This is a genomic window from Streptomyces sp. NPDC055287 (assembly GCF_053646035.1).
Genome location: NZ_JBSHNE010000015.1, coordinates 95,669 through 113,607, shown reverse-complemented (window position 1 = coordinate 113,607; position 17,939 = coordinate 95,669). Strand labels below are relative to the sequence as shown.

Sequence of the window (17,939 nt, the reverse complement as noted above, 5' to 3'; positions counted from 1 at the left end):
CGGAGGGGCCGCCCGCAGCGTCGGCCGATGACAGGAGCAAGGGTGGACCGCCTGACCGGCGCCCAACGCCTTACCGCCCCATCCGAGCGAGCCCCGAAGCGGCTACACCCACCTCTCCCGGTGGTGGGACAAGGCGGGGGCGTCTCTCCAGCACCAGGTTGCGAGTTCGATCTTCTTTGCAGCCATGGCGCGCCGTGAAGGCGTAGTCGCCCTGAACGTCTCAGTTCCGGCGGTAGCGCTCCTGCTCCAGTAGCTCTTCGAGGTCGGGGAGCCGGTCCAGCCCCCGTACCGCCTGCGTCATTCGCGCGTTGCGTTCGAAGCGGCCTCGGTGGCGGTGCAGAAGATTCCAGTACCCAGCGGTGTAGGGGCAGGCGTCGTCGCCGACCCGTACCGACGGCTTGTACCGGCAAGGGCCGCAGAAGTCGCTCATGCGGTCGATGTACGCGCCTCCGGACGTGTACGGCTTGGTGGTCATGCGGCCGCCGTCCGCGTACTGCGACATGCCCACCACATTCGGGACCATGACCCAGTCGTAGCCGTCGACGAAGCTGCGGTGGAACCAGTCGGTGACAGCCCGGGGCTCCCACCCTTGTTGCAGGGCAAAGCTGCCCAGGATCATCAGGCGTGGAATGTGGTGTGTCCAGCCTGTCGCTTTGACCTGCTCCAGCACGTGGTTGAGACAGTTCGCGTCGGTCGCGTCCGGGGACAGTTCCGTGAACCAGTCGGGCAGTGGTACACGGTGGCGCAGGGCGTTGCTCGCGCGGTACTGCGTGCCGAAGTACCAGTAGACATGCCAGACGTACTCGCGCCATCCGGCGATCTGTCGCACGAACCCCTCGACGCTGTTGAGCGGCACGTCGCCCGATCGCCATCGAGCCTCCGCCTGCTCGACGCACTCTGCGGGGTGCAGCAGGCCGAGGTTCAGTGACGAGGAGAGCAGGCTGTGGCTCATCGTCGCGTCCCCCGCGAGCATCGCGTCCTCGTGCGCGCCGAACGTGGCGAGCCGGTGCTCGACGAAGCGGCGAAGCGCTGCGAGTGCCTCCCGACGCGTGGCGGGAAACCTACGTGGTGCGTCCTCGCCGACGAACTCGACGTCCCCGTCACGCGCCCAACGGTCGAGGTCGGACCGCACTTCGGCGTCGATGTCGCCTTCCCGGGGACGATAGGGGGCCGGAACGCCCAGGTCGGTGGCGCCGCGTGGCGGAGGCTGCCGGTTGTCGTGGTCCAGGTTCCACCGGCCGCCGGCGGGACGGTCGCCGTCCATGAGCAGGTCGTGCGTCGTGCGGACCCATCGGTAGAAGTCCTCCTGGCGGAGGTGTTTCGTGCCGCGGTCGTCCGCCCATTTCCTGAACTCGTCGTGCGCCACGAGAAAGTTGCGCGCCGGCAGCACGCGTACGGAGGGCAGCCCTTGCACGAAGGTGTGGGCAGCATGGGACGTGGGGTGGTGCACGGTCACCGGGTCGTCGCCCACGGTCTCGCGCAGACCCTGGCGATAGGTGTCCGCCTTGACGTATCGCACACGGTCGCCGAGCTCGGCGGCTCGATGGCGCATCGCGGAAAGGATCAGGTGGGCCTTGGCACGGTGGAACCGTCGTCGTCGGAAGACGCTCCTGCACTCGATCATCACCAGCGGCGCGTCCGGATGCGGGCCGCCGAGTGCCGGATCCACGAAGTGGGGGCCAAGCTGATCGCCGAACAGCCAATGGGGCGTGCCCGACTCTTCCTCATTCATGATGAGCACTCCGTTGACGATCTCTTGCCCGGCCGACGAGCTGCGCGATGCGGCGCTGTTCAGTGATCAAAGCGCACGACGGCGCGGGCCGTACTCTGCACACGCCGAGCGACTCGCCTGTCGTGCGGCCGCCCGCGCCCGCCCCGTCCCCGAACTGGCACCGAGCCACACCGTGGCCCACGCGGTCGAGCAGCTACAGCACCGCAGGGCTTCGCTCGCCGTCGTACGCGACACGGACGGCCGGCTGACCGGCCTGATCAGCCTCGACGACCTCATCATCCGGCTGATGGGCGCGCAGATGGCGTAGTTGCGGACCCTGCGCTGCGCGCCTGACCGGGATCCCACCGGTCAGGCGCCGCTTCCGGACGCCGGTGCGCTCTCAGGCCCGGCCGTCAGTCCGCTTCGCTGTATGCGCTCGTCGAGTACCAGGGTGTGTCCTGAGCTTGTCGGCTGTACCTGGCTCGAGGCCCTCGAGCCAGGTCACTCGACCGCGGAGAGGGCCCGGTGCGTCTCCCGGCCGACTCCACCCACGTTCCCGGCAACGGTCAACGCCGCTGCGGCGGTCTCGTGCACAGCGCCAGTCCCGGCGATCACCACCAGGTGGCTCCATTCGGCGCAGGTGGCTCATGGGGCGCGCGGTCGATCTCGCTACCGGGCCGGAGGATGCGTGCGTGCGGGATCCAACCGGTAGTCGGGACAGTCACGGTTTTGACATGCGCCCGGGCCCCACACGGGAACGAAGACCCCGAGGGTCTTGTGGCGGTGGACTGCGGCCGGTACGGACTGCTGGCAGGTCGGACACACGTAGGCGTCGACCTCACGCTTCATCTTGACCATATCTTTACGATATGCCCCAATCGCCCTATCGGGAAGAGGTCGGCTTTGGAGCCGACGCGACTCAGGGTCATCCGCCACAGGTGGTGCGCTGCGCGTCTCGACCTGTTCGGTCGCCGCGGAGGCGTCACTGCGTTCGTCGGTCTGTTCCAGAACGCCTGTCGGGGCGGGCTTTCTGAGGCTGAGCACCACGGAGCCTGTCAGGACGACGACGATGACTGCGAGGCTGATCGGTGAGGGGATTTCCGGGATGCTGGGGCTGATGATCTTGTGGGATGCCTGAAGGATGAGCTTGACGCCGATGAAGGCGAGGATGATCGCCAAGCCCTTGCTCAGGTAGTGGAAGCGGTCCAGGAGCCCCGCGAGCATGAAGTACAGCGCCCGCAGGCCAAGGATGGCGAACGCGTTGCTGGTGTAGACGATGAACGCGTCGTCGCTGACCGCGAGGACAGCGGGGACGCTGTCGACGGCGAAGATCAGGTCGGCGGCCTCGATAGCCGCGACCACCGCGAGCAACGGGGTCGCTACCCGCTTGCCGGCCTCCCTGACGAAGAACTTCGCCCCGGCGTACTCGTCCCGGACCGGGATGATCTTGCGGAGCATGCGCACGGCGAAGCTCTTGCCCGGGTCGAAACTTTCCTCCTCGTCCTTGAGGAGCTTGTAGGTGCTGTAGAACAGGACCGCTGCGAAGGCGAACAGCACGGCGGTGAAGCGGCTGACCACGGCGACGCCGAGGGACAGGAAGATGCCGCGGAAGACGAGCGCGCCGATGACGCCGAAGAACAGCACCCGGTGCTGGTAGGCGCGCGGCACCTTGAAGTAGGCGAAGATCACGGCGAAGACGAAGAGATTGTCGACTGACAGGCTCTTCTCCAGCAGCCAGGCCGTCGTGTATTCGGTGCCGGCGGTGGTGCCGAGGACGAGGAAGACGACCCCTCCGAAGATCAGGGCGAGGCTCACCCACAGGCCGCTCCAGGCGGCTGCCTCCTTGAAGCGGATGACGTGCGCGGTGCGATGGGACAGCAGATCTACCGCCAGCGACACGACCACCGTCGCGGCGAACGCCCCCCACAGCCAGAGCGGAACCTCAAGCACGCCGAACACCCTCACTTTGGCCTGCGCGAAAAAGCAGGCCCTTGTACAGGAGTGTGAGGCATTGCGCCCCCGGAAGCATGCGGAGCGGGTGAGGTCGGCCGGAGGCATGATGTGGGGAGAGGCGGTAGTTCCTCAGGAGGCGAGTGATGGTGCGAAGTCAACACTTTCACCTCGATGCCAGGGGCCACTCGGTGACCGTGAACATCCACAGCGGCCATCCGGGTCTGATCGAGCTGCTTGTCGACGGCAAGGAAACCGGTCACGTTCCGCTGCGGGGCAGCCGCCCCCAGCTGGTTACCGGGGAGCTACCCACAGATCCCCCGCTGCCTGTGATCGTCCGTGTCGCTCCCGGACCCGGCACGCCCCGTTGTACGGCAGTGATCGACGGCACGGAGACGCTGATGTCCCCCCGTTCCTTCTGAAGCGGGGATGCGACACGGCGCGGCGATTTGCCCCCACGCCGGGGTAGGCGGTCCCGTGGTACTGCCTCCATCTGCGGGTGGCGTCACTGCCGAGCATGGCCACACCGGTGACGAGGCAGGCTATGCCGACTGCGAGCAGGGGATGCCGGGGCCGGGAAGAACGTAGAGGGCAGCACCAGCCATCGTGGTGAGGGCCCGGCTGATGCCAAGGCGATGCCGATGGAGCGTTCGATCACCACGCCAAGAACCCGCTGTTCTTCCCCGACGGCGCGATGCGCGAACGGCTGGCGATCGTACGGGACATCACGTCCGACGAGCGCGTGGACTTCGCCAAGAGGTGGAACTCCATCGACGGCCTGTGAGCCGGGCGCCGGGCCTGCCGTTCAGCCGGCGCCGGGCCCCTTGCCGTTCAGCCCCGGCGCCACGCCCGGGCCGGTCAGCTCGCGTCCGCCGGGCCGAAGGCCGCCTGTACCAGACCCAGCACTACCTCGTTCCTGTCCTGCCCCTTCGCGTCGGTCGAGTTGACGCTGTAGACCAGGGTGCGGGTGAGGTCGCGGGTGCCGCCGATACCCGCGTTGTAGCCCCAGCGGCCACCGGTCTTGCCCCACACCTGCCGCCCGCCGAGCTTCCACGACGTCAGCCCGACGCTGTACGCCGCCTCCCCCTCTTCCAGGCGCGGCAGGGTGAACATCTCCTCCAGCAGCGGCCCGCGCACCACCTTCCCACCGAACAGCGTGTGCGTGAAGCGTTCCAGGTCGGCGGTGGTCGAGATGATGTCCCCGGCCGCCCAGCCGTCGGTGGGGCTCCACACGCTGACATCGCGCAGCACCGTGCGGCCGTCCGCCGTCCTCATCGTCTGATAGCCGCGGTTGTGCGGGCCGTGGATGCGGGGGTCGGTGCCGGGCAGCGAGGTGCCGCGCAGCCCGAGGGGCCGGATGATCCGCCGGGTGACCTCCTCCTCGTACGAACGGCCGGTGACCTTCTCGATCAGCAGGCCGGCCACGGTGTAACCGATGTTGCTGTAGTGCTGGCGCTCCCCGGCCGGGAAGAGTGCGTCCTGTGCCACCGCCGAGGCGATCATCGCCTCGGGCGTGTGGACGCGGAAGCGGTTCGCGTACCACTCCTCCACGGTCTTCCCCTCGAAGATGGGTGACGGTAGGCCGCTGGTGTGGTTCAGCAGCTGGCGCACGGTGACGTCCCCGTACTGCGCCGGGATGTGCTCCGGCAGGTAGGTGCGGGCGGAACGGTCGAGGTCGACCTTCCGCTCCGAGGCGAGCTGGAGCACCAGGGCCGCGGTGAAGACCTTGGTCACCGACCCGGCCCGGAAGCGGGCGTGAGGGTCGGCGGGGCGCCCCGGTCCGAGGTCGTGCACGCCGGAGCTGCCGCGCCAGGAGCCGTCTGTACCGGCGACCCGAGCGAGCGCGGCCGTCGCCCCGCGCCCCCGGGGATCGCTGATCGCGGCCCGCAGCGCCCGGACGTCGGGTGCGTCGTAGGCCGTCGGCGCGGCGACGGTCACTGGTGCGCGGCCGGCAGCCAGGGCGGGGGCGGGGCCGGCCGTGACTCCGATGATCAGCGCGGTGGCGAGGACGAGGCGGGTGCGGGGGTTCATCGTGGGCCTCCGGAAGGGCGTGGAATCCGTAAGTGCTGCTGGAATCCATCCTGTTGCGGGCCCGGCTGCTGCGGATCGCCGGAGCGAGTGGTTCCCCGGGGTCTACTTTCTCGCCTGTACGGGGGAGTCGTGCGCGAGGTCTCCCTCCGGGGAGGGAGAGATCAGCCCCGTCTCGTACGCGCAGATGACCGCCTGGACCCGGTCGCGCAGGTCCAGCTTGGAAAGGACGTTGCCGACGTGCGTCTTCACGGTGTGCGCGCTGACGACGAGCGAGGCGGCGATCTCCGCGTTCGACAGGCCCCGCCCCAGGTGCAGCAGTGTCTCGCGCTCCCGCGCCGTGAGGACGTCCAGGCGGGGCGAGGGCCCGCGCGGCGGGGCGGCGGGGCGCGTCGTGTACTCGGCGATCAGGCGGCGGGCGACGGACGGGGCGAGCAACGACTCCCCGGCCGCGACCACCCGTACCCCGTGGACCAGGTCGTCGCGGCGGACGTCCTTCAGCAGGAAGCCACTCGCGCCCGCGTGCAGCGCCTCGTAGACGTGCTCGTCGGCGTCGAAGGTCGTCAGCATCACCGTCCGGCAGTCGCTCTCGACGCAGATGGCCCGGCAGGCGTCGATGCCGTCCATGACCGGCATACGGATGTCGAGCAGCGCCACGTCGGGCGCGAGCTGGCGCACCGCGTCCAGCGCCTGCGCGCCGTCGCCGGCCTCGGCGACCACCTCGATGCCGGGCTGCGCGTCCAGGATCATCGCGAAGCCGCTGCGGACCAGCTCCTGGTCGTCGGCCACCACCACACGGATCGTCAACTGCGTACCCCCTGCACGGAGGTTACTAGGGGGAGGGTGAGGCGGACCTCGAAGCCCCGGCCGCCGGGGCCCGGTCCGCTGCGGGCCGTTCCGCCGTGCGCACTCGCCCGCTCCTGCACGCCGGTCAGTCCGTGACTGGCGCCCGCCGGGGGGCCGCCCGCCGGCCCCCGGCCGTCGTCGGTGACCATGACGGTCAGCTGCTCCTCGCCGTACGCCAGCAGCACGGTCGCCGTACGGGCGTCCGCGTGTCTGACGACGTTGGTGAGGGCCTCCTGGACGACCCGGTACACGGTCGTCTCCGTGTCGAGGGGGAGCGGGCGCGGCCGGCCGCTCGTCTCGTACAACACCTTCGGGCCGCTCAGCGAGACCCGGTGCACGAGGGTGGGCAGCGCGCCGAGGTCGGGCTGCGGCTCACGCGGTGCGCCGGGTGCGCCGGGTGCGCCGGGTGCGGCGGTTGTGCCGTCCTCCGTCGTCCCCTCACCCCCGGCCCCGTCGCGCAGCAGGCCCAGCATCCGGCGCAGCTGCACCATCGCGTCCCGCCCCGTTTCGGAGATCGAGTCGAACGCGGCCTCCGCCCGCTCGGGCGCGCTGCGAACGGCGATCGGTCCTGCCTCCGCCTGAACGATCATGATGCTGACGGCGTGCGACAGGATGTCGTGCATCTCCCGTGCGATACGGGCCCGTTCGCGGGCCCCCGCCTGCTCGGCCTCGATCCGGTTGGCCCGCTCCAGCTGCCGCGCACGGTCCTCCACGGCGGCGGTGTACGCCTGCCGGGTGTGGGTCAGGCGGCCCATGGCGTACGAGGCGGCGAAGACGGTGAGCGAGAACATCAGCTCCCGCGCCTCGCCCGTGTTCAGCGCGACCGACGGGAAGATCACCGCGGTCACCAGGACGCCGGCCAGCTGCCGTCGCGGCGAAGGCGACAGGGCCGCGACGGTGTAGAGGGCGAGCAGACCGTTGTACGGCAGGGTCTGCCCGGGCCCGTCGACAGCGAGCCCGTACAGGCATTGCGCCACCAAGACGGCCAGCAGCACACCGGCCGGAGCCCGCCGGCGCCACACCAGGGGCAGCACGGTCAGCGTCATGAGCAGGTACGCCGCCGGGGACGCTGCCGGCAGGCCGGGGTCGCGCGGGAGCACCCAGGGCATGGACATGGCCCCCTGCACCAGCAGGGCGATGCCCACGTCGGCCGCCCGGGGGCCAGTGCCACGCAGCCAGGAGGCTGGGTCGGTGTTCATCGCGCCATCATGCAGGAGGAGTTGAGAGGCGCGTCGCCGAGGGGCTACCCGGCTGCCAGGGGCGAGTGCAGGCCGGTACGGTCCTCAGCGCCCGGTCAGGGGCCGAGGGCGGCCCGAGTTCCCAGCCTGGGCAGCTCAGCCACCCCGTACAGCCCAAGCCGTTCAAACCCTTCGCTCCCTGGCCGGCCCACCCGCCCCGACCACGACTACCGGCGGCCTTGAAGTCCTCCGAGACGCCGAAAACGGTGAACGGTCCCCACATCCTGCGGCTTCCGGGAACGCTGGAGGGATGATCTCCGCAGTGTTCCGAGTGCCTCCCCTTGCTTGGGAGACGGCTTCTTCGTTCCTGTGCCGGATCGCGGCCCGATATGGGCTGGTGGAGCAGGCGTTGCTGTCCTGCTGGCAGTGGCGCAGTCACCGCCCCCGGCACGAGGGGCGGGACTGCGCGGGTGGATGCGGAGGTGCTGCTGGATGCGGCGGGGCCGGGACAATCACCATCTCCGCCGAGGCCGTACATCTACTCGGCCTGAATCGCGTCTGCCGGGACCTCGAAGACGATCGCGATCCCGGCGCGTTCGTTCCCCCGCTCGCCGACGCGCGTGAACCCGAAGCCCGCGATGGTGGCCAGGGAGGCATCGTTGTCGGATCCGATAGTGGCCCGCACGGTCCTGACACCGGGTTCGGCGGCGGCCCTGGTGAGCAGCGCCGTCAGCATCGCGCGGGCATAGCCCTGACGGCGGTACTCGGGCACGACGGTGTAGCCGACCTCGACCATGCCGGCCTCGTCCGGTGGCCCGTGGAACCCTGCGTCGCCGACGACGGCCCCGTCCGGTTCGGACACTGCAGCCCGCGTGATCCAGGGCGCGGCAGACGGGTCCTCGGCGAGCTGGTCAGCGCGATGGCCGAAGATCCAGCGGGCCCGGTCGCAGACGAAGTGTTCGTCAAGGGCGACTCCGGCCTCGGCGCTGCCGCCAGCGAGGTCACCGTAGGCAAGCGCCCGCAGCGCCTTTGCGTTCAGCTCGACAAAGCGGACGCGTTTGGCGATGGGGAGAAGTTCATTGTTCATCGCGGAGATGCTCGCCCAGCATGAGAGTGCTGTCCACCGCTTTACGGCCTCCGCGGAGGTCCTGATCGGGAGTAGTCCTCGCCCCGCACCCAGCAGCCCCCCGCCTGCTCACACCCACTGCCACTCCCCCGGCTCGGGCTGCGCAGACCTACCGAGCACATCAACATCCCTGACACCGACGCGTGTGTGGAAGTCCGTGTTCGCCGGGCGGAGATCACCGCCGTGCCCAGTGGTACGGCGCGCTTCGATGAGAAGCCGCAGGAGTCTTCCGGCCAGGGCCGGTTCGAGGACTGACCGCCAAGCATCACCAGCGTCACCGGGCCCGCGCCTGGCCGAGAGCCGCGCGGGCCCCGACGTTGTCCGCCAGTTTATGGACGGGTTCCCTCATCGCGAACCCCTTCCTTGCGGCCGTCCCCGATTGACAGAACGTCATTGGGCTTGCCCAATCAGTGAACCTGGCACGGGAGTTGGCGGGTACCGTGCAGAGCACGCGCAGCCGTATGTCGGGTGTACGAGGGCAGGCCCCCATGACTGAGCACCCGGCGAACCACCAGCTCAAGCAGCTGATCGACGAGAGTGGACTGCCGTACGACGGCGTGTCCGGCGCAGACGCAAGCTCCGCCGCAAGGAAGCCCTGCTCGGCAGTTCCCGCGGCGGGCAGACCAGCAGGATTCATCTGGCCGCGGACCGGCGATGCCGCCCGCTTGCGTTCGTCCTGACCGCCGGGCAGGCCGCGGACAGTCCTCAATTCATCCCCGTACTGGGGAAGGTGCGGGTCCGTCTGCCCGTCGGCCGGCCCCGCACCCGGCCCGACGCGGTCGCCGCAGACAAGGCCCACTCGTCCTGCGGCAACCGCTCCTACCTGAGCAAACGCAAGCATCAAGGCGGTCATCCCGGAGAAGAGAGACCAGGCCGCGAACCGAAAGGGGAAAGGCGCACGAGGCGGCCGGCCCGTCAGCCACGACGCCGATCTCTACAAGGGACGGGACACCGTCGAACGCCCGATCAACAAGCTGAAGGCCTGGCGGAGAATCTCCACCCGCTACGACAAGGTGCCCGAGAGCTACCTCACCGGCCTCCACCTCCGCGCCGCAATGATCTGCATCGACGACCTCCTGCAGGTCGCCGACTGATCACGAGATCACACAGGCCCTAGTCCTGCACGTCCATCCCCACCTTCGCGGCTCTGGTGAGCTTCGGGTCCCCGGCGGGGAAGTCTGCTTCGCCTCCTGGGAAGAGCAGGAGGCCGCCCGGCGTCTCGGCCACCACGTCCGCATGCCTGTCGCCGTTGATATCCAGCGGCGGCAGGGTGGCGCTGATCGATTCCGAGCTGTACGTCGTCGCGTCGAAGGCGGTGGCCCGGGACGGGTCGGGGCCGGAGCCGTCGGTTGCGCCGGGCAGCAGCGTGAAGCGGCCCGCCTTGTCCTCGCCCGGGGTGTTGACCACCAAGTCCGGATGTCCGTCGCCGGTCACGTCGCCGGTGCCGGAGACGGCACCGAACTTGTCCTTGCCCTGCGAATCGCCGGGGATGCCCGGGGTCTCCTGGGTGTACACCGTGTTGCGGCGGCCCGTACCGGGTCCGCCCTCGGCGCCGTAGACGATGGTGAGCTGCCCCGTGTCGAGGCCGTCGGCCGGGGACGAAATGCCCCCTCCTCCGACGAGGAGGTCGGTGATGCCGTCGCCGTCCACGTCGCCGGCCCGCGGCGTCAGGACTCCGTCCTCGACGCGGTTGTCCAGGCCCTTGGACAGGGCCGCCGGGACGGGGCCGTCAGGGCTGCCGCGGAAGTAGGCGGCTGCCGGGACGGAGGTCGTCGGCCCGTCGTCCGAATACGGCGGGGTGCCGGTGAAGAGCAGGTCGTGGAAGCCGTCGCCGTCGAAGTCACCGGCGGTGGACCCGCCTCCAGCGGCCTTCCAGTCCTGCCCCGCCAGCCGGGCCGGGACGCCGTCCCGGCCGAACGGGCCGTATGCAATCCGCCCTGGTATCCGGGAGGGATCCTTCTCCTGCGCCCCCTTGCCGCGGTCGATCAGGTCGAGGGCCCCGTCGCCGTTGACATCGGCCACGGCCATCGCGAGGAACTGGCGCTGGGCGGCCACGGTCACCGGTTTGCCGAGGCCGTTCATACCGCCGAACATGACCACCGCCCGGTAGGTGGCGCCCGGCTCGGCCTTCCGGCCCGGTCGCGCGGGTTCACGGGTGGCAACCAGGTCCGTGAATCCGTCGCCGTCGAGGTCGCCGCGGAGCAGCGGGCCGCTGTAGACATCGCTGTAACGCGTGGCGCGGGCCGCGTCCAGTCCGCTCTTCGAGCCCGGGACGACGATGACGTGCCAGGCCCATGACCCGCCGGAGGCGCGGCTTGTTACGGCGGTGACGAAGTCGTCGTAACCATCCTTGTCGAAGTCGCCGATGCCGGACTCGCTGCGACCGTCGCGATCCCGCGGGGCCGGGCGGCTCTCCCCCGTATCGCCCGCTGGCCCCTCCCGGTACCCGCCCTTGCCCGCGCAACCGGTGAGCAGCAGGGCTGTGCAGCCCAGCAGGGCGAGTGCGAACCGGGGTGCAACCACGTGAGCTCCTGACGCAGGGGCGCTGTCAGGAGAGTCTGACCTGCCACCCGTCACAGCAGAGCCACGATCAAGATTGCGAAACGGTAAAGACCAGGTCAGCTGTCGTGTCTCATCGAGCCTTGTGTGTCTCACTGAACCTCGGTCGCTGACATGTCACCGTCTGCGCGAGACGTTCAGCCGAGCGCTGCCGTGTCTGAGCTTGGTGGAGGTCAGCTTTCGGAGCTGCTGTGTGTCCGTCTCGCTGACACCGAACAGGCCTCGTTCCCAGGGTACTTATCAGTTTCCGGAGGAGACTCAGTCGCAGGTCCTCGGCCGTGATCTGCAACCGCCTCGCGGCTTCGCGAGGGAGTTCTTGGTGCTCGCGCCAGGACCTCCTGGACGAGTGGCTCGTGCACTACCACCACCGCCCTCACTGAGGCCTGCGCCGCTGTCCGCCCGGTGTCCCAGGGCCCGTTACACCGTCGGCCTCGAGGCCCGCTTCCTCACCCCGCTCCACTCGATGTCACCGCTGTGGCGGCCGACCGCTTCGGGATAGCGGGCGCGCGACACCGGTCTGGGGCATCGCCACCGATCTCGTACCAGCGCTCGCCGCGCTGGAGCAGGGTCGGCGCCCCACACGCCCTGACGGTGCCCCCGCCAGGGGAGGCCGCCCAAGCGCCGCCGCAGCTTGAACGGCCCGCCACTGTCGGCCGGCAGCCGATAGGAGCGATCCGGCGATCAGCTGACGTGGGCAGCGATGGTCCGCGCGCATACCAGGGACTCGGTCTGCGTCGTGTCCACCTGCAAGTCATAGAACACCCCCTCGTGCACCACGTCAGCCTGCGACGCAGCCATCCCCTGGACGCGATCTCCTCGTGCGACTTCACGGCCTGCGGCGACCGCAGCGTCACATCTGACGCCCACCCACAACACGCCCAGTCCCCCCAGAGCCTTCTGCCACCGCTGTTGGGAGGCCGCTCCGCCGAGGAAGACGTCATCGATGATGACCCTGGCGCCTGCACGGGCCATAGCCACAACACCATCCGTCCAGGCCGCCTCCAGTGCCCTGAACTCCGCCCCGACGCTCACTTCGCCATCGGCCGCGAAGACGATTCCCTCGTCCGAGGCCTGCATCTTCGCAGGCATCGCATCGACGAACGAGTCGCACCCGAACGCCAGCCACGGATCCGGCAGTACAGCCTGCAGACACCGTACGATCCCGGACTTCCCCGAACTGGAACCACCATTGAGAATGATCATCTGAGTCGTCACTGCGCCACAGTAGGGCGCTCCCCACACGGCACGAAAACACTTTTGGCCAGGCGCAGCTCTGCAGACTTCTCCGCGTATGGGATGTCACGGCCGTCCATGAACTGATTCCCGCGATCGCCCCGGCCGCCGACCGAACCGAGTAACGGTTGGTCCGGCCGCGACCAGTTCGTGCAAGTCCGCCAGCGAGTAGCCCTCCGGCACCGAGGTGAAGTGGTGGCGGAGAAGTAGCCGATCTGCCCCTCGACTCCACCCTTCTCAAGGCCCGGCGGTCGGCGTTCGAGGCGGCTTGGCCAGCTCGGGTGCGCTGGCCCGCGAGCACGGCCTGAAGGGGACCACCATCAAGCGGAACAACGCGCCTTACGAGTACGGCATCCGCTCCCGCTCCTAGATCCAGCGGCGACAGCTACAGACTGCCGACGCGGATGGGTGCCAGTGCGGGCGCTCCATCCGGGCTCCTGGGCGCTGTTCTGGTCGGCAGGCAGTGGTACACGGGGATCGTGGGTAGCGCTGATCAGGGGTGTGCAGTCGCGGTACCAGTGGAACCGATGCTCGGAAAAGGTTGGTTGGATCGTAGTGACGCTTGACATCGACGATCGGGAGCGTCGAGATACGCCTCGTCTCCGGTGGAAAAATCCCGGCGAGTATCTACTGGGGGCTGGCCGGCGCAGGGAAGTGGCCGACCCGGTCGCCTGTCAGGCGCGGGCAGGTGCGGACGTGGCGCTGGCAGTTCGAGGGTGCACTGGTGGCCGGTCACGGATCCTTTCCCCGTACGAATATGTGACCGTCTGCGATGGTTGTCGTACCGTGTTACCCACCCTGGGCCGGGGCATGGCTGGATGCGGTAGGGGGCGGGGGTGAACCGCCTGTCAGTCGGCAAGCGGATGGTGTCGGACGGCGGCCCGAGTGAGCACACTGCGGGCCTCGTCGACGGTGAGCGCCGTTGTGAAGATCAGATCGCCGCCGACCAGGAACAGCAGATCCTGCACGCGGTCGGTTGCGCCGGCCAGGGCCAGATCCCCGCCGGCGTCCTGAACCTGCTGGCGGGCCGCCAGCAGGGCATTGAAGCCCCGGGAGTCGCAGAAGGTGAGCCTGGAGCAGTCCAGGATGACCTGGCGCGTTCCCATGCTGAGCAGGTTCTCGACCGCGTTGGTCAGCAGCGCCTCTCCGTCCATGTCCAGCTCACCGGACAACGGCAGTACTGCCCCCGCCTTCTCCACAACCGCCGGCGCGACCACCAGCCTCGCCCCGCCTGCGAACACTTTGGCGTCCCCTCACAGTTGCCACCCTGGAAACGGGCTGCTCCCGTGCGGCCCGACTCTTCATCCTGCCACCGAACCGAGCACCCTAAGCCCTCAGCGGCACCATGACATAGAGCCGGTCTCTGATGTGATCGGCGAGCACCGAGTAGCCCAAGCTCGAGTCGGCGCCCATGTGGTCCAGGGCGTCCAGGCCGAGGCCGATCGGTTCGATGACCACGGCGTCCCACGTATCACCACCGCCCAGTGGGTTGAGTCGTCACCCCTGGCCCACAGAGCCCGCGTCCGGGAATCGACCGCCTTCTTCGCGGCTCAGGTCATTCGGCCTGGCGGTGCGGCTTCCTCCGGCACGATGCACTCCCTGCGATCGCCCTTCGCTTCTCTTCTTGAGGGACGCAGTCGTGGAAGTCACCCGAACGGGCCGGGTGCAAGGGGCGGCAGACGGGCCTGCCCCAAGGACAAGCGGTCGCAGCACAACTGGTGGCGCAAGTATCACTACGGCGCTCACGGCAGCGGGACCAAGACGTGGCCCCACACTTGGTCAGTCGCGAACTACGAGAACTGGTTCTTCCTGGAGCACAGCAACGGCCGCCGACTCGGCCAGAACCAGCGCGCGGGCTAAGCTCGGCGTCATCGTCCTCTTCGACTGAGAAACGAACGAGTCTGGGGCCATGCCGCAGCGGTCACGAAGATCAAGAACGGCCGAGGCCTAGGTCTCCGCGCACGTCAAGAACAGACTCAACAAGCCAATCGGCGAGTACCTGACCGGCCGCAACCGGGGCACCGCCTACTCGGTCGTCCGAGTCAAGCCTGGGTGGTAGCAAATGGTCCTGGCACACAAGCGTTCCGCACTGATCTGCGGAGCAGTACTCGTGGTGGCCGCTGTGGCAGCCCGCACCTGGATCACCTGGTTCCCGCTGCCCTACGCTCTGGCCGACTCTCCGTCGGTCGACGTCACGGTGAAGGCCGAGAACTCCGAGTACCCAGACGTCGCGGAGACCGCAGAGGACGTCGACACGCTCATACAGGTGTACGTTCAGCGGCTCAAGGCCAAGGACGCCGAAGGACTGGCAAAACTCGCCGGCCCGGACTACGACCGGCCGGACGCAGAAGCACGCGAGTACGTCCGAGAGTACGCCCGGGGCGCGCAAGGCCACGTGGAAGCCGCGGTTGCAGGAGGCGTGGTGGACTACTTCAACCAGGTGGACCTGGTGTACGAGAAGACGGGCAAGAAGCAGGAACTCCTTCTCGTCCACGACGACGGGCACTGGTGGGTCGCCCTGGGAGACGGCGATCCGGCGGCGGGCAACGTAAACAGTATCGACTGACCCGATAGTCACAGACGACCATATGCAGTGACCTGCACACCCATTCAAAGGGTTGGGTTCAGGGCTGCGCACATTTCTGGGCCGGCGGAAGGCGAAGAGGCGTCCGATGCCACAACATCACCAGGGTGTTGGGGATGGCGTGGGTGGCGGCGAGCCCATGGGCGGAGCCGACGCTACGTGGTCGGATGCTCCTCCCCGCCAGTAGTGTCGGGGAACGAGTGGTGCTCATGGGCGACCACCCATCGCCCGCGCTCCTTGCGCAGCCCTACGGTAAGCCGTAGTCGGTTTTCCGGTTGATCCGCGAGCTCCTGCTCAGTGCCGCAGCGCAGCAAGGCGTGGGCGTAGGCGACCTCTTCACCGATGGTGACATCAAGGGACACGATCTCGAAGGATGCGCCCTTGGCCTGCCACTCGAAGAATGGCGGCCACGTCTCGCGATAGGCATCGATACCGCGGACACCCTCATACGGTGGCGGCACATCGAACATCACGATGTCGTCGGAGTGATCGGCCAGGACACCGTTCAGATCACCCCTGTGCACGGCCGCAGCCCACTGCTCGATCAAGGTCCGAACCTGCTCTACGCCATCGGGACCATCGGGCATATCGACTCACCGTCTCATTGGCACCATGCTCCGGGCTTTCGCGGAAAGAGCGGCTCCCTCTGCATCGAAACACACATCACCGCTGACAGCGCGCGGGAGGCCTTGAGGAAGGAGGACGATGGAGAGGCCAGGGATACCACGCCGGTGCACCCCGTCCTTGGCCCGGCACCAGTGCCCACAAGCCGTGGCGGCCGGAAGGAGGGCCTGGGATATGGGTGCAACCGAATCCTTCCGCAGTGATCGCGGCGCGGCGGGCTTTCCTGCCTCGGGTCCGGGCGGCCTGCTCGATGTGTTGGGGGTAGCGGCCGTTCTCCTCGATGCCGAGGGCAGGATCGACCTTTGGAGCCCGCAGGCCGAGGACCTGTTCGGCTACAGCGCCGAGGAGGCCCTCGGCCAGTTCGCCGGCCGCTTGCTGGTCCGTGAGGAGCACCGGGAGCCCGTGGTGAACATGTTCGCCGAAGTCATGGAAGGCGGCGGCAGCTGGGCCGGTGTCTTCCCCGTCCGGCACAAGGACGGCAGCACACGGCTGGTGGAGTTCCGCAACATGCGGCTGCTGGACGACCAGCGGGAGTACTGGGCCCTGGGCCTGGCCACCGACCAGGCGACGCTACGGGAGGTCGAACGGGACCTGGCACTGTCCGCCCGGCTGGTGTCCCAGTCACCGATTGGCCTGGGTGTGCTGGACACCGACCTTCGCTACGTCTCGGTCAACCCGGCGGAGGAGCGGATGAACGGCGTGCCGGCCGCCGACCATATTGGCCGCCACGTCCATGAGGTGCTGCCCTTCTTGGACGAGTCCTTCGAAGAGGCGATGCGCGAGGTGTTGGCCACCGGCATTCCGGTCTTGGACCAGTACACCGCTGGCCGCACCCCGGCTGACATGGACAATGATCACGCCTGGTCGGTCTCGTTCTACCGGCTCGAAGCCCCCAACGGGAAAGTGCTGGGAGTGGCCACCTCCAGCGTGGACGTCACCGAGCGGCACCGCGCCGTCGAAGAACAGCGACACACCGCGCTGACCCTCCAGCGCAGTCTGCTGCCCCATCCGCCACCGCGGCGCCCAGGCCTGGAAGTCGCCACCCGCTACCGCCCCGCTCAGGCCACCATGGAGATCGGAGGCGACTGGTTCGACGTCATACCCCTGAGCGACGACAAGACCGCCCTCGTCGTCGGTGACGTCATGGGCAGCGGGGTCGCAGCAGCCGCCACCATGGGCCAGCTGCGGACCGCCACCCGGACGCTGGCCGATCTCGACCTCGACCCGGCGCAGGTTCTGCACCACCTCGACCACGTCACCGACGGCCTGGGCGAAACGATCGCGACCTGCGTCTATGCCGTCTACGACCCCCGCACTGGGCAGTGCCACCTCTCCGTCGCAGGGCACCTGCCGCCCGTCCTCCTTCATCCGGACGGCGCGCGCGAGCTTCTCGACCTGCCGACCGGCGCGCCGCTGGGCGGCTGCGGCGTCACCTTCCGCACCACATGCCTCGACATCGAGCCAGGCACCCAGCTCGTCCTCTACACCGACGGCCTGGTCGAGACCCGCGACCAGCCCATCGACACACGACTTCAAGCTCTCCTCGACGCCCTCGACGACCCCCTTCGCTCGCTGGACGAGACCTGCGACCTGCTCCTGCACACCCTGCGCCACCCGGGAGACCACGACGACGTAGCCCTGCTCATCGCACGGGCCACTGCCTGCCGGGCATCCGGACAGCTCCCTCAGGCATGATCTTGCTTCCAGGGTCGTGGGCGGCCGAGCGCCAAGGCGGAAAAGGGCTGAGGGCGCGAGCAGCGCCTGGCGGTGGGCGGTCCCGCGTCAGCGGCTTGGCGGGCGTCGACGCTTGCCCACGTTCGGCGGGGCCGCCGCGGCGTCTTTGAGTAGCGTCTGGGTTGGCGCAGGTGCCGAGTCGGGTCATCCCATGCCGACGGATCCGGCCCGTGGAAAGAGAGAATGCTGATTACGTCGACTCTCTGGGGTTCTCGCGCCCGGCCTACCGGCGCGAGCACGATCTACCGAGGCACGGGACCCACCTGCGGCGGATACTTGTTGTGCCGTGACGATCGCTCCGCCGTTGTGTCTTTCTACTGGCCCGGCACCCCAGTTCGGCCGAGGTGTTCCACGAGGTCCGAGAGA

13 protein-coding genes and 4 pseudogenes are annotated in these 17,939 nt (G+C 68.7%); 6 read left to right on the top strand and 11 right to left on the bottom strand.

Going from position 1 to position 17,939, the window contains the following annotated elements:
• Positions 1 to 220: 220 nt before the first annotated feature.
• Positions 221 to 1,732: a cryptochrome/photolyase family protein gene (locus ACWIHY_RS23640; RefSeq protein WP_454377651.1), complete on the bottom strand. Its 1,512-nt coding sequence runs from the start codon at positions 1,730 to 1,732 to the stop codon at positions 221 to 223.
• Positions 1,733 to 1,856: 124 nt separating this feature from the next.
• Here ACWIHY_RS23640 and ACWIHY_RS23635 point away from each other — a divergent pair.
• Positions 1,857 to 2,039: pseudogene (locus ACWIHY_RS23635) on the top strand (CBS domain-containing protein); the annotation flags it as partial.
• A gap of 682 nt (positions 2,040 to 2,721) precedes the next feature.
• Here ACWIHY_RS23635 and ACWIHY_RS23630 read toward each other — a convergent pair.
• Positions 2,722 to 3,661: pseudogene (locus ACWIHY_RS23630) on the bottom strand (TerC family protein); the annotation flags it as partial.
• Positions 3,662 to 3,852: 191 nt separating this feature from the next.
• On the opposite strand from ACWIHY_RS23630, the gene ACWIHY_RS23625 reads away from it, so the two are divergent.
• Together ACWIHY_RS23625 and ACWIHY_RS23620 are read left to right on the top strand one after the other, a co-directional pair.
• Positions 3,853 to 4,083: a hypothetical protein gene (locus ACWIHY_RS23625; RefSeq protein WP_454377650.1), complete on the top strand. Its 231-nt coding sequence runs from the start codon at positions 3,853 to 3,855 to the stop codon at positions 4,081 to 4,083.
• A gap of 239 nt (positions 4,084 to 4,322) precedes the next feature.
• Positions 4,323 to 4,445 (top strand): annotated as a pseudogene (locus ACWIHY_RS23620) (spermidine/putrescine ABC transporter substrate-binding protein); the annotation flags it as partial.
• A gap of 74 nt (positions 4,446 to 4,519) precedes the next feature.
• Here the strand turns inward: ACWIHY_RS23620 and ACWIHY_RS23615 are convergent.
• The 4 genes from ACWIHY_RS23615 to ACWIHY_RS23600 all read right to left on the bottom strand — a co-directional run bounded on the left by ACWIHY_RS23615 (position 4,520) and on the right by ACWIHY_RS23600 (position 8,800).
• Positions 4,520 to 5,692 (bottom strand): serine hydrolase domain-containing protein, encoded by a 1,173-nt coding sequence (locus tag ACWIHY_RS23615; RefSeq protein WP_454377649.1) that lies wholly within the window; start codon positions 5,690 to 5,692, stop codon positions 4,520 to 4,522.
• Positions 5,693 to 5,794: 102 nt separating this feature from the next.
• Complete coding sequence (locus ACWIHY_RS23610) at positions 5,795 to 6,496, bottom strand: response regulator (RefSeq protein WP_454377648.1); 702 nt, start codon at positions 6,494 to 6,496, stop codon at positions 5,795 to 5,797.
• On the bottom strand, positions 6,493 to 7,734 hold the full coding sequence (locus tag ACWIHY_RS23605) for a sensor histidine kinase (RefSeq protein ID WP_454377647.1): 1,242 nt from the start codon (positions 7,732 to 7,734) through the stop codon (positions 6,493 to 6,495). Before ACWIHY_RS23605 ends, ACWIHY_RS23610 begins: the two co-directional genes overlap by 4 nt.
• 517 nt (positions 7,735 to 8,251) lie before the next feature.
• Positions 8,252 to 8,800, bottom strand: coding sequence for a GNAT family N-acetyltransferase (locus ACWIHY_RS23600; RefSeq protein WP_454377646.1), 549 nt, complete (start codon positions 8,798 to 8,800; stop codon positions 8,252 to 8,254).
• 589 nt (positions 8,801 to 9,389) lie between these two features.
• On the opposite strand from ACWIHY_RS23600, the pseudogene ACWIHY_RS23595 reads away from it, so the two are divergent.
• Positions 9,390 to 9,933 (top strand): annotated as a pseudogene (locus ACWIHY_RS23595) (IS5 family transposase); the annotation flags it as partial.
• A gap of 19 nt (positions 9,934 to 9,952) precedes the next feature.
• On the opposite strand, the gene ACWIHY_RS23590 reads toward ACWIHY_RS23595, so the two are convergent.
• From ACWIHY_RS23590 to ACWIHY_RS23575, 4 genes are all read right to left on the bottom strand, one after another.
• Entirely contained in the window at positions 9,953 to 11,362 is a 1,410-nt protein-coding gene (locus tag ACWIHY_RS23590) for an FG-GAP and VCBS repeat-containing protein (RefSeq protein WP_454377645.1), read from the bottom strand.
• A gap of 717 nt (positions 11,363 to 12,079) precedes the next feature.
• A complete protein-coding gene (gene cpt / locus ACWIHY_RS23585; RefSeq protein WP_454377644.1) occupies positions 12,080 to 12,613 on the bottom strand; it encodes a chloramphenicol phosphotransferase CPT in 534 nt (177 codons plus the stop codon).
• 866 nt (positions 12,614 to 13,479) lie between these two features.
• Complete coding sequence (locus ACWIHY_RS23580; RefSeq protein ID WP_454377643.1) at positions 13,480 to 13,872, bottom strand: STAS domain-containing protein; 393 nt, start codon at positions 13,870 to 13,872, stop codon at positions 13,480 to 13,482.
• Between the two features lie 85 nt (positions 13,873 to 13,957).
• Complete coding sequence (locus ACWIHY_RS23575; RefSeq protein WP_454377642.1) at positions 13,958 to 14,089, bottom strand: hypothetical protein; 132 nt, start codon at positions 14,087 to 14,089, stop codon at positions 13,958 to 13,960.
• A 664-nt stretch (positions 14,090 to 14,753) separates the two neighbouring features.
• Here ACWIHY_RS23575 and ACWIHY_RS23570 point away from each other — a divergent pair.
• Positions 14,754 to 15,197, top strand: coding sequence for a hypothetical protein (locus ACWIHY_RS23570; protein WP_454377641.1), 444 nt, complete (start codon positions 14,754 to 14,756; stop codon positions 15,195 to 15,197).
• Positions 15,198 to 15,370: 173 nt separating this feature from the next.
• On the opposite strand, the gene ACWIHY_RS23565 is transcribed toward ACWIHY_RS23570, so the two are convergent.
• Entirely contained in the window at positions 15,371 to 15,802 is a 432-nt protein-coding gene (locus ACWIHY_RS23565) for a YybH family protein (protein WP_454377640.1), read from the bottom strand.
• A gap of 211 nt (positions 15,803 to 16,013) precedes the next feature.
• Here ACWIHY_RS23565 and ACWIHY_RS23560 point away from each other — a divergent pair, with 211 nt between their 5' ends.
• Positions 16,014 to 17,534 carry a SpoIIE family protein phosphatase gene (locus ACWIHY_RS23560; protein ID WP_454377639.1) on the top strand — a complete coding sequence of 507 codons (1,521 nt, stop codon included), beginning with the start codon at positions 16,014 to 16,016 and terminating at the stop codon, positions 17,532 to 17,534.
• Positions 17,535 to 17,939 lie beyond the last annotated feature (405 nt).

What these genes read in the sequence shown, in the direction of transcription:
- ACWIHY_RS23640 (WP_454377651.1), bottom strand. Translation starts at nt 1,732, where the DNA reads ATGAATGAGGAAGAGTCGGGCACGCCCCATTGGCTGTTCGGCGATCAG.
- ACWIHY_RS23615 (WP_454377649.1), bottom strand. Translation starts at nt 5,692, where the DNA reads ATGAACCCCCGCACCCGCCTCGTCCTCGCCACCGCGCTGATCATCGGA.
- ACWIHY_RS23605 (WP_454377647.1), bottom strand. Translation starts at nt 7,734, where the DNA reads ATGAACACCGACCCAGCCTCCTGGCTGCGTGGCACTGGCCCCCGGGCG.
- ACWIHY_RS23600 (WP_454377646.1), bottom strand. Translation starts at nt 8,800, where the DNA reads ATGAACAATGAACTTCTCCCCATCGCCAAACGCGTCCGCTTTGTCGAG.
- ACWIHY_RS23565 (WP_454377640.1), bottom strand. Translation starts at nt 15,802, where the DNA reads ATGCCCGATGGTCCCGATGGCGTAGAGCAGGTTCGGACCTTGATCGAG.
- ACWIHY_RS23560 (WP_454377639.1), top strand. Translation starts at nt 16,014, where the DNA reads ATGGGTGCAACCGAATCCTTCCGCAGTGATCGCGGCGCGGCGGGCTTT.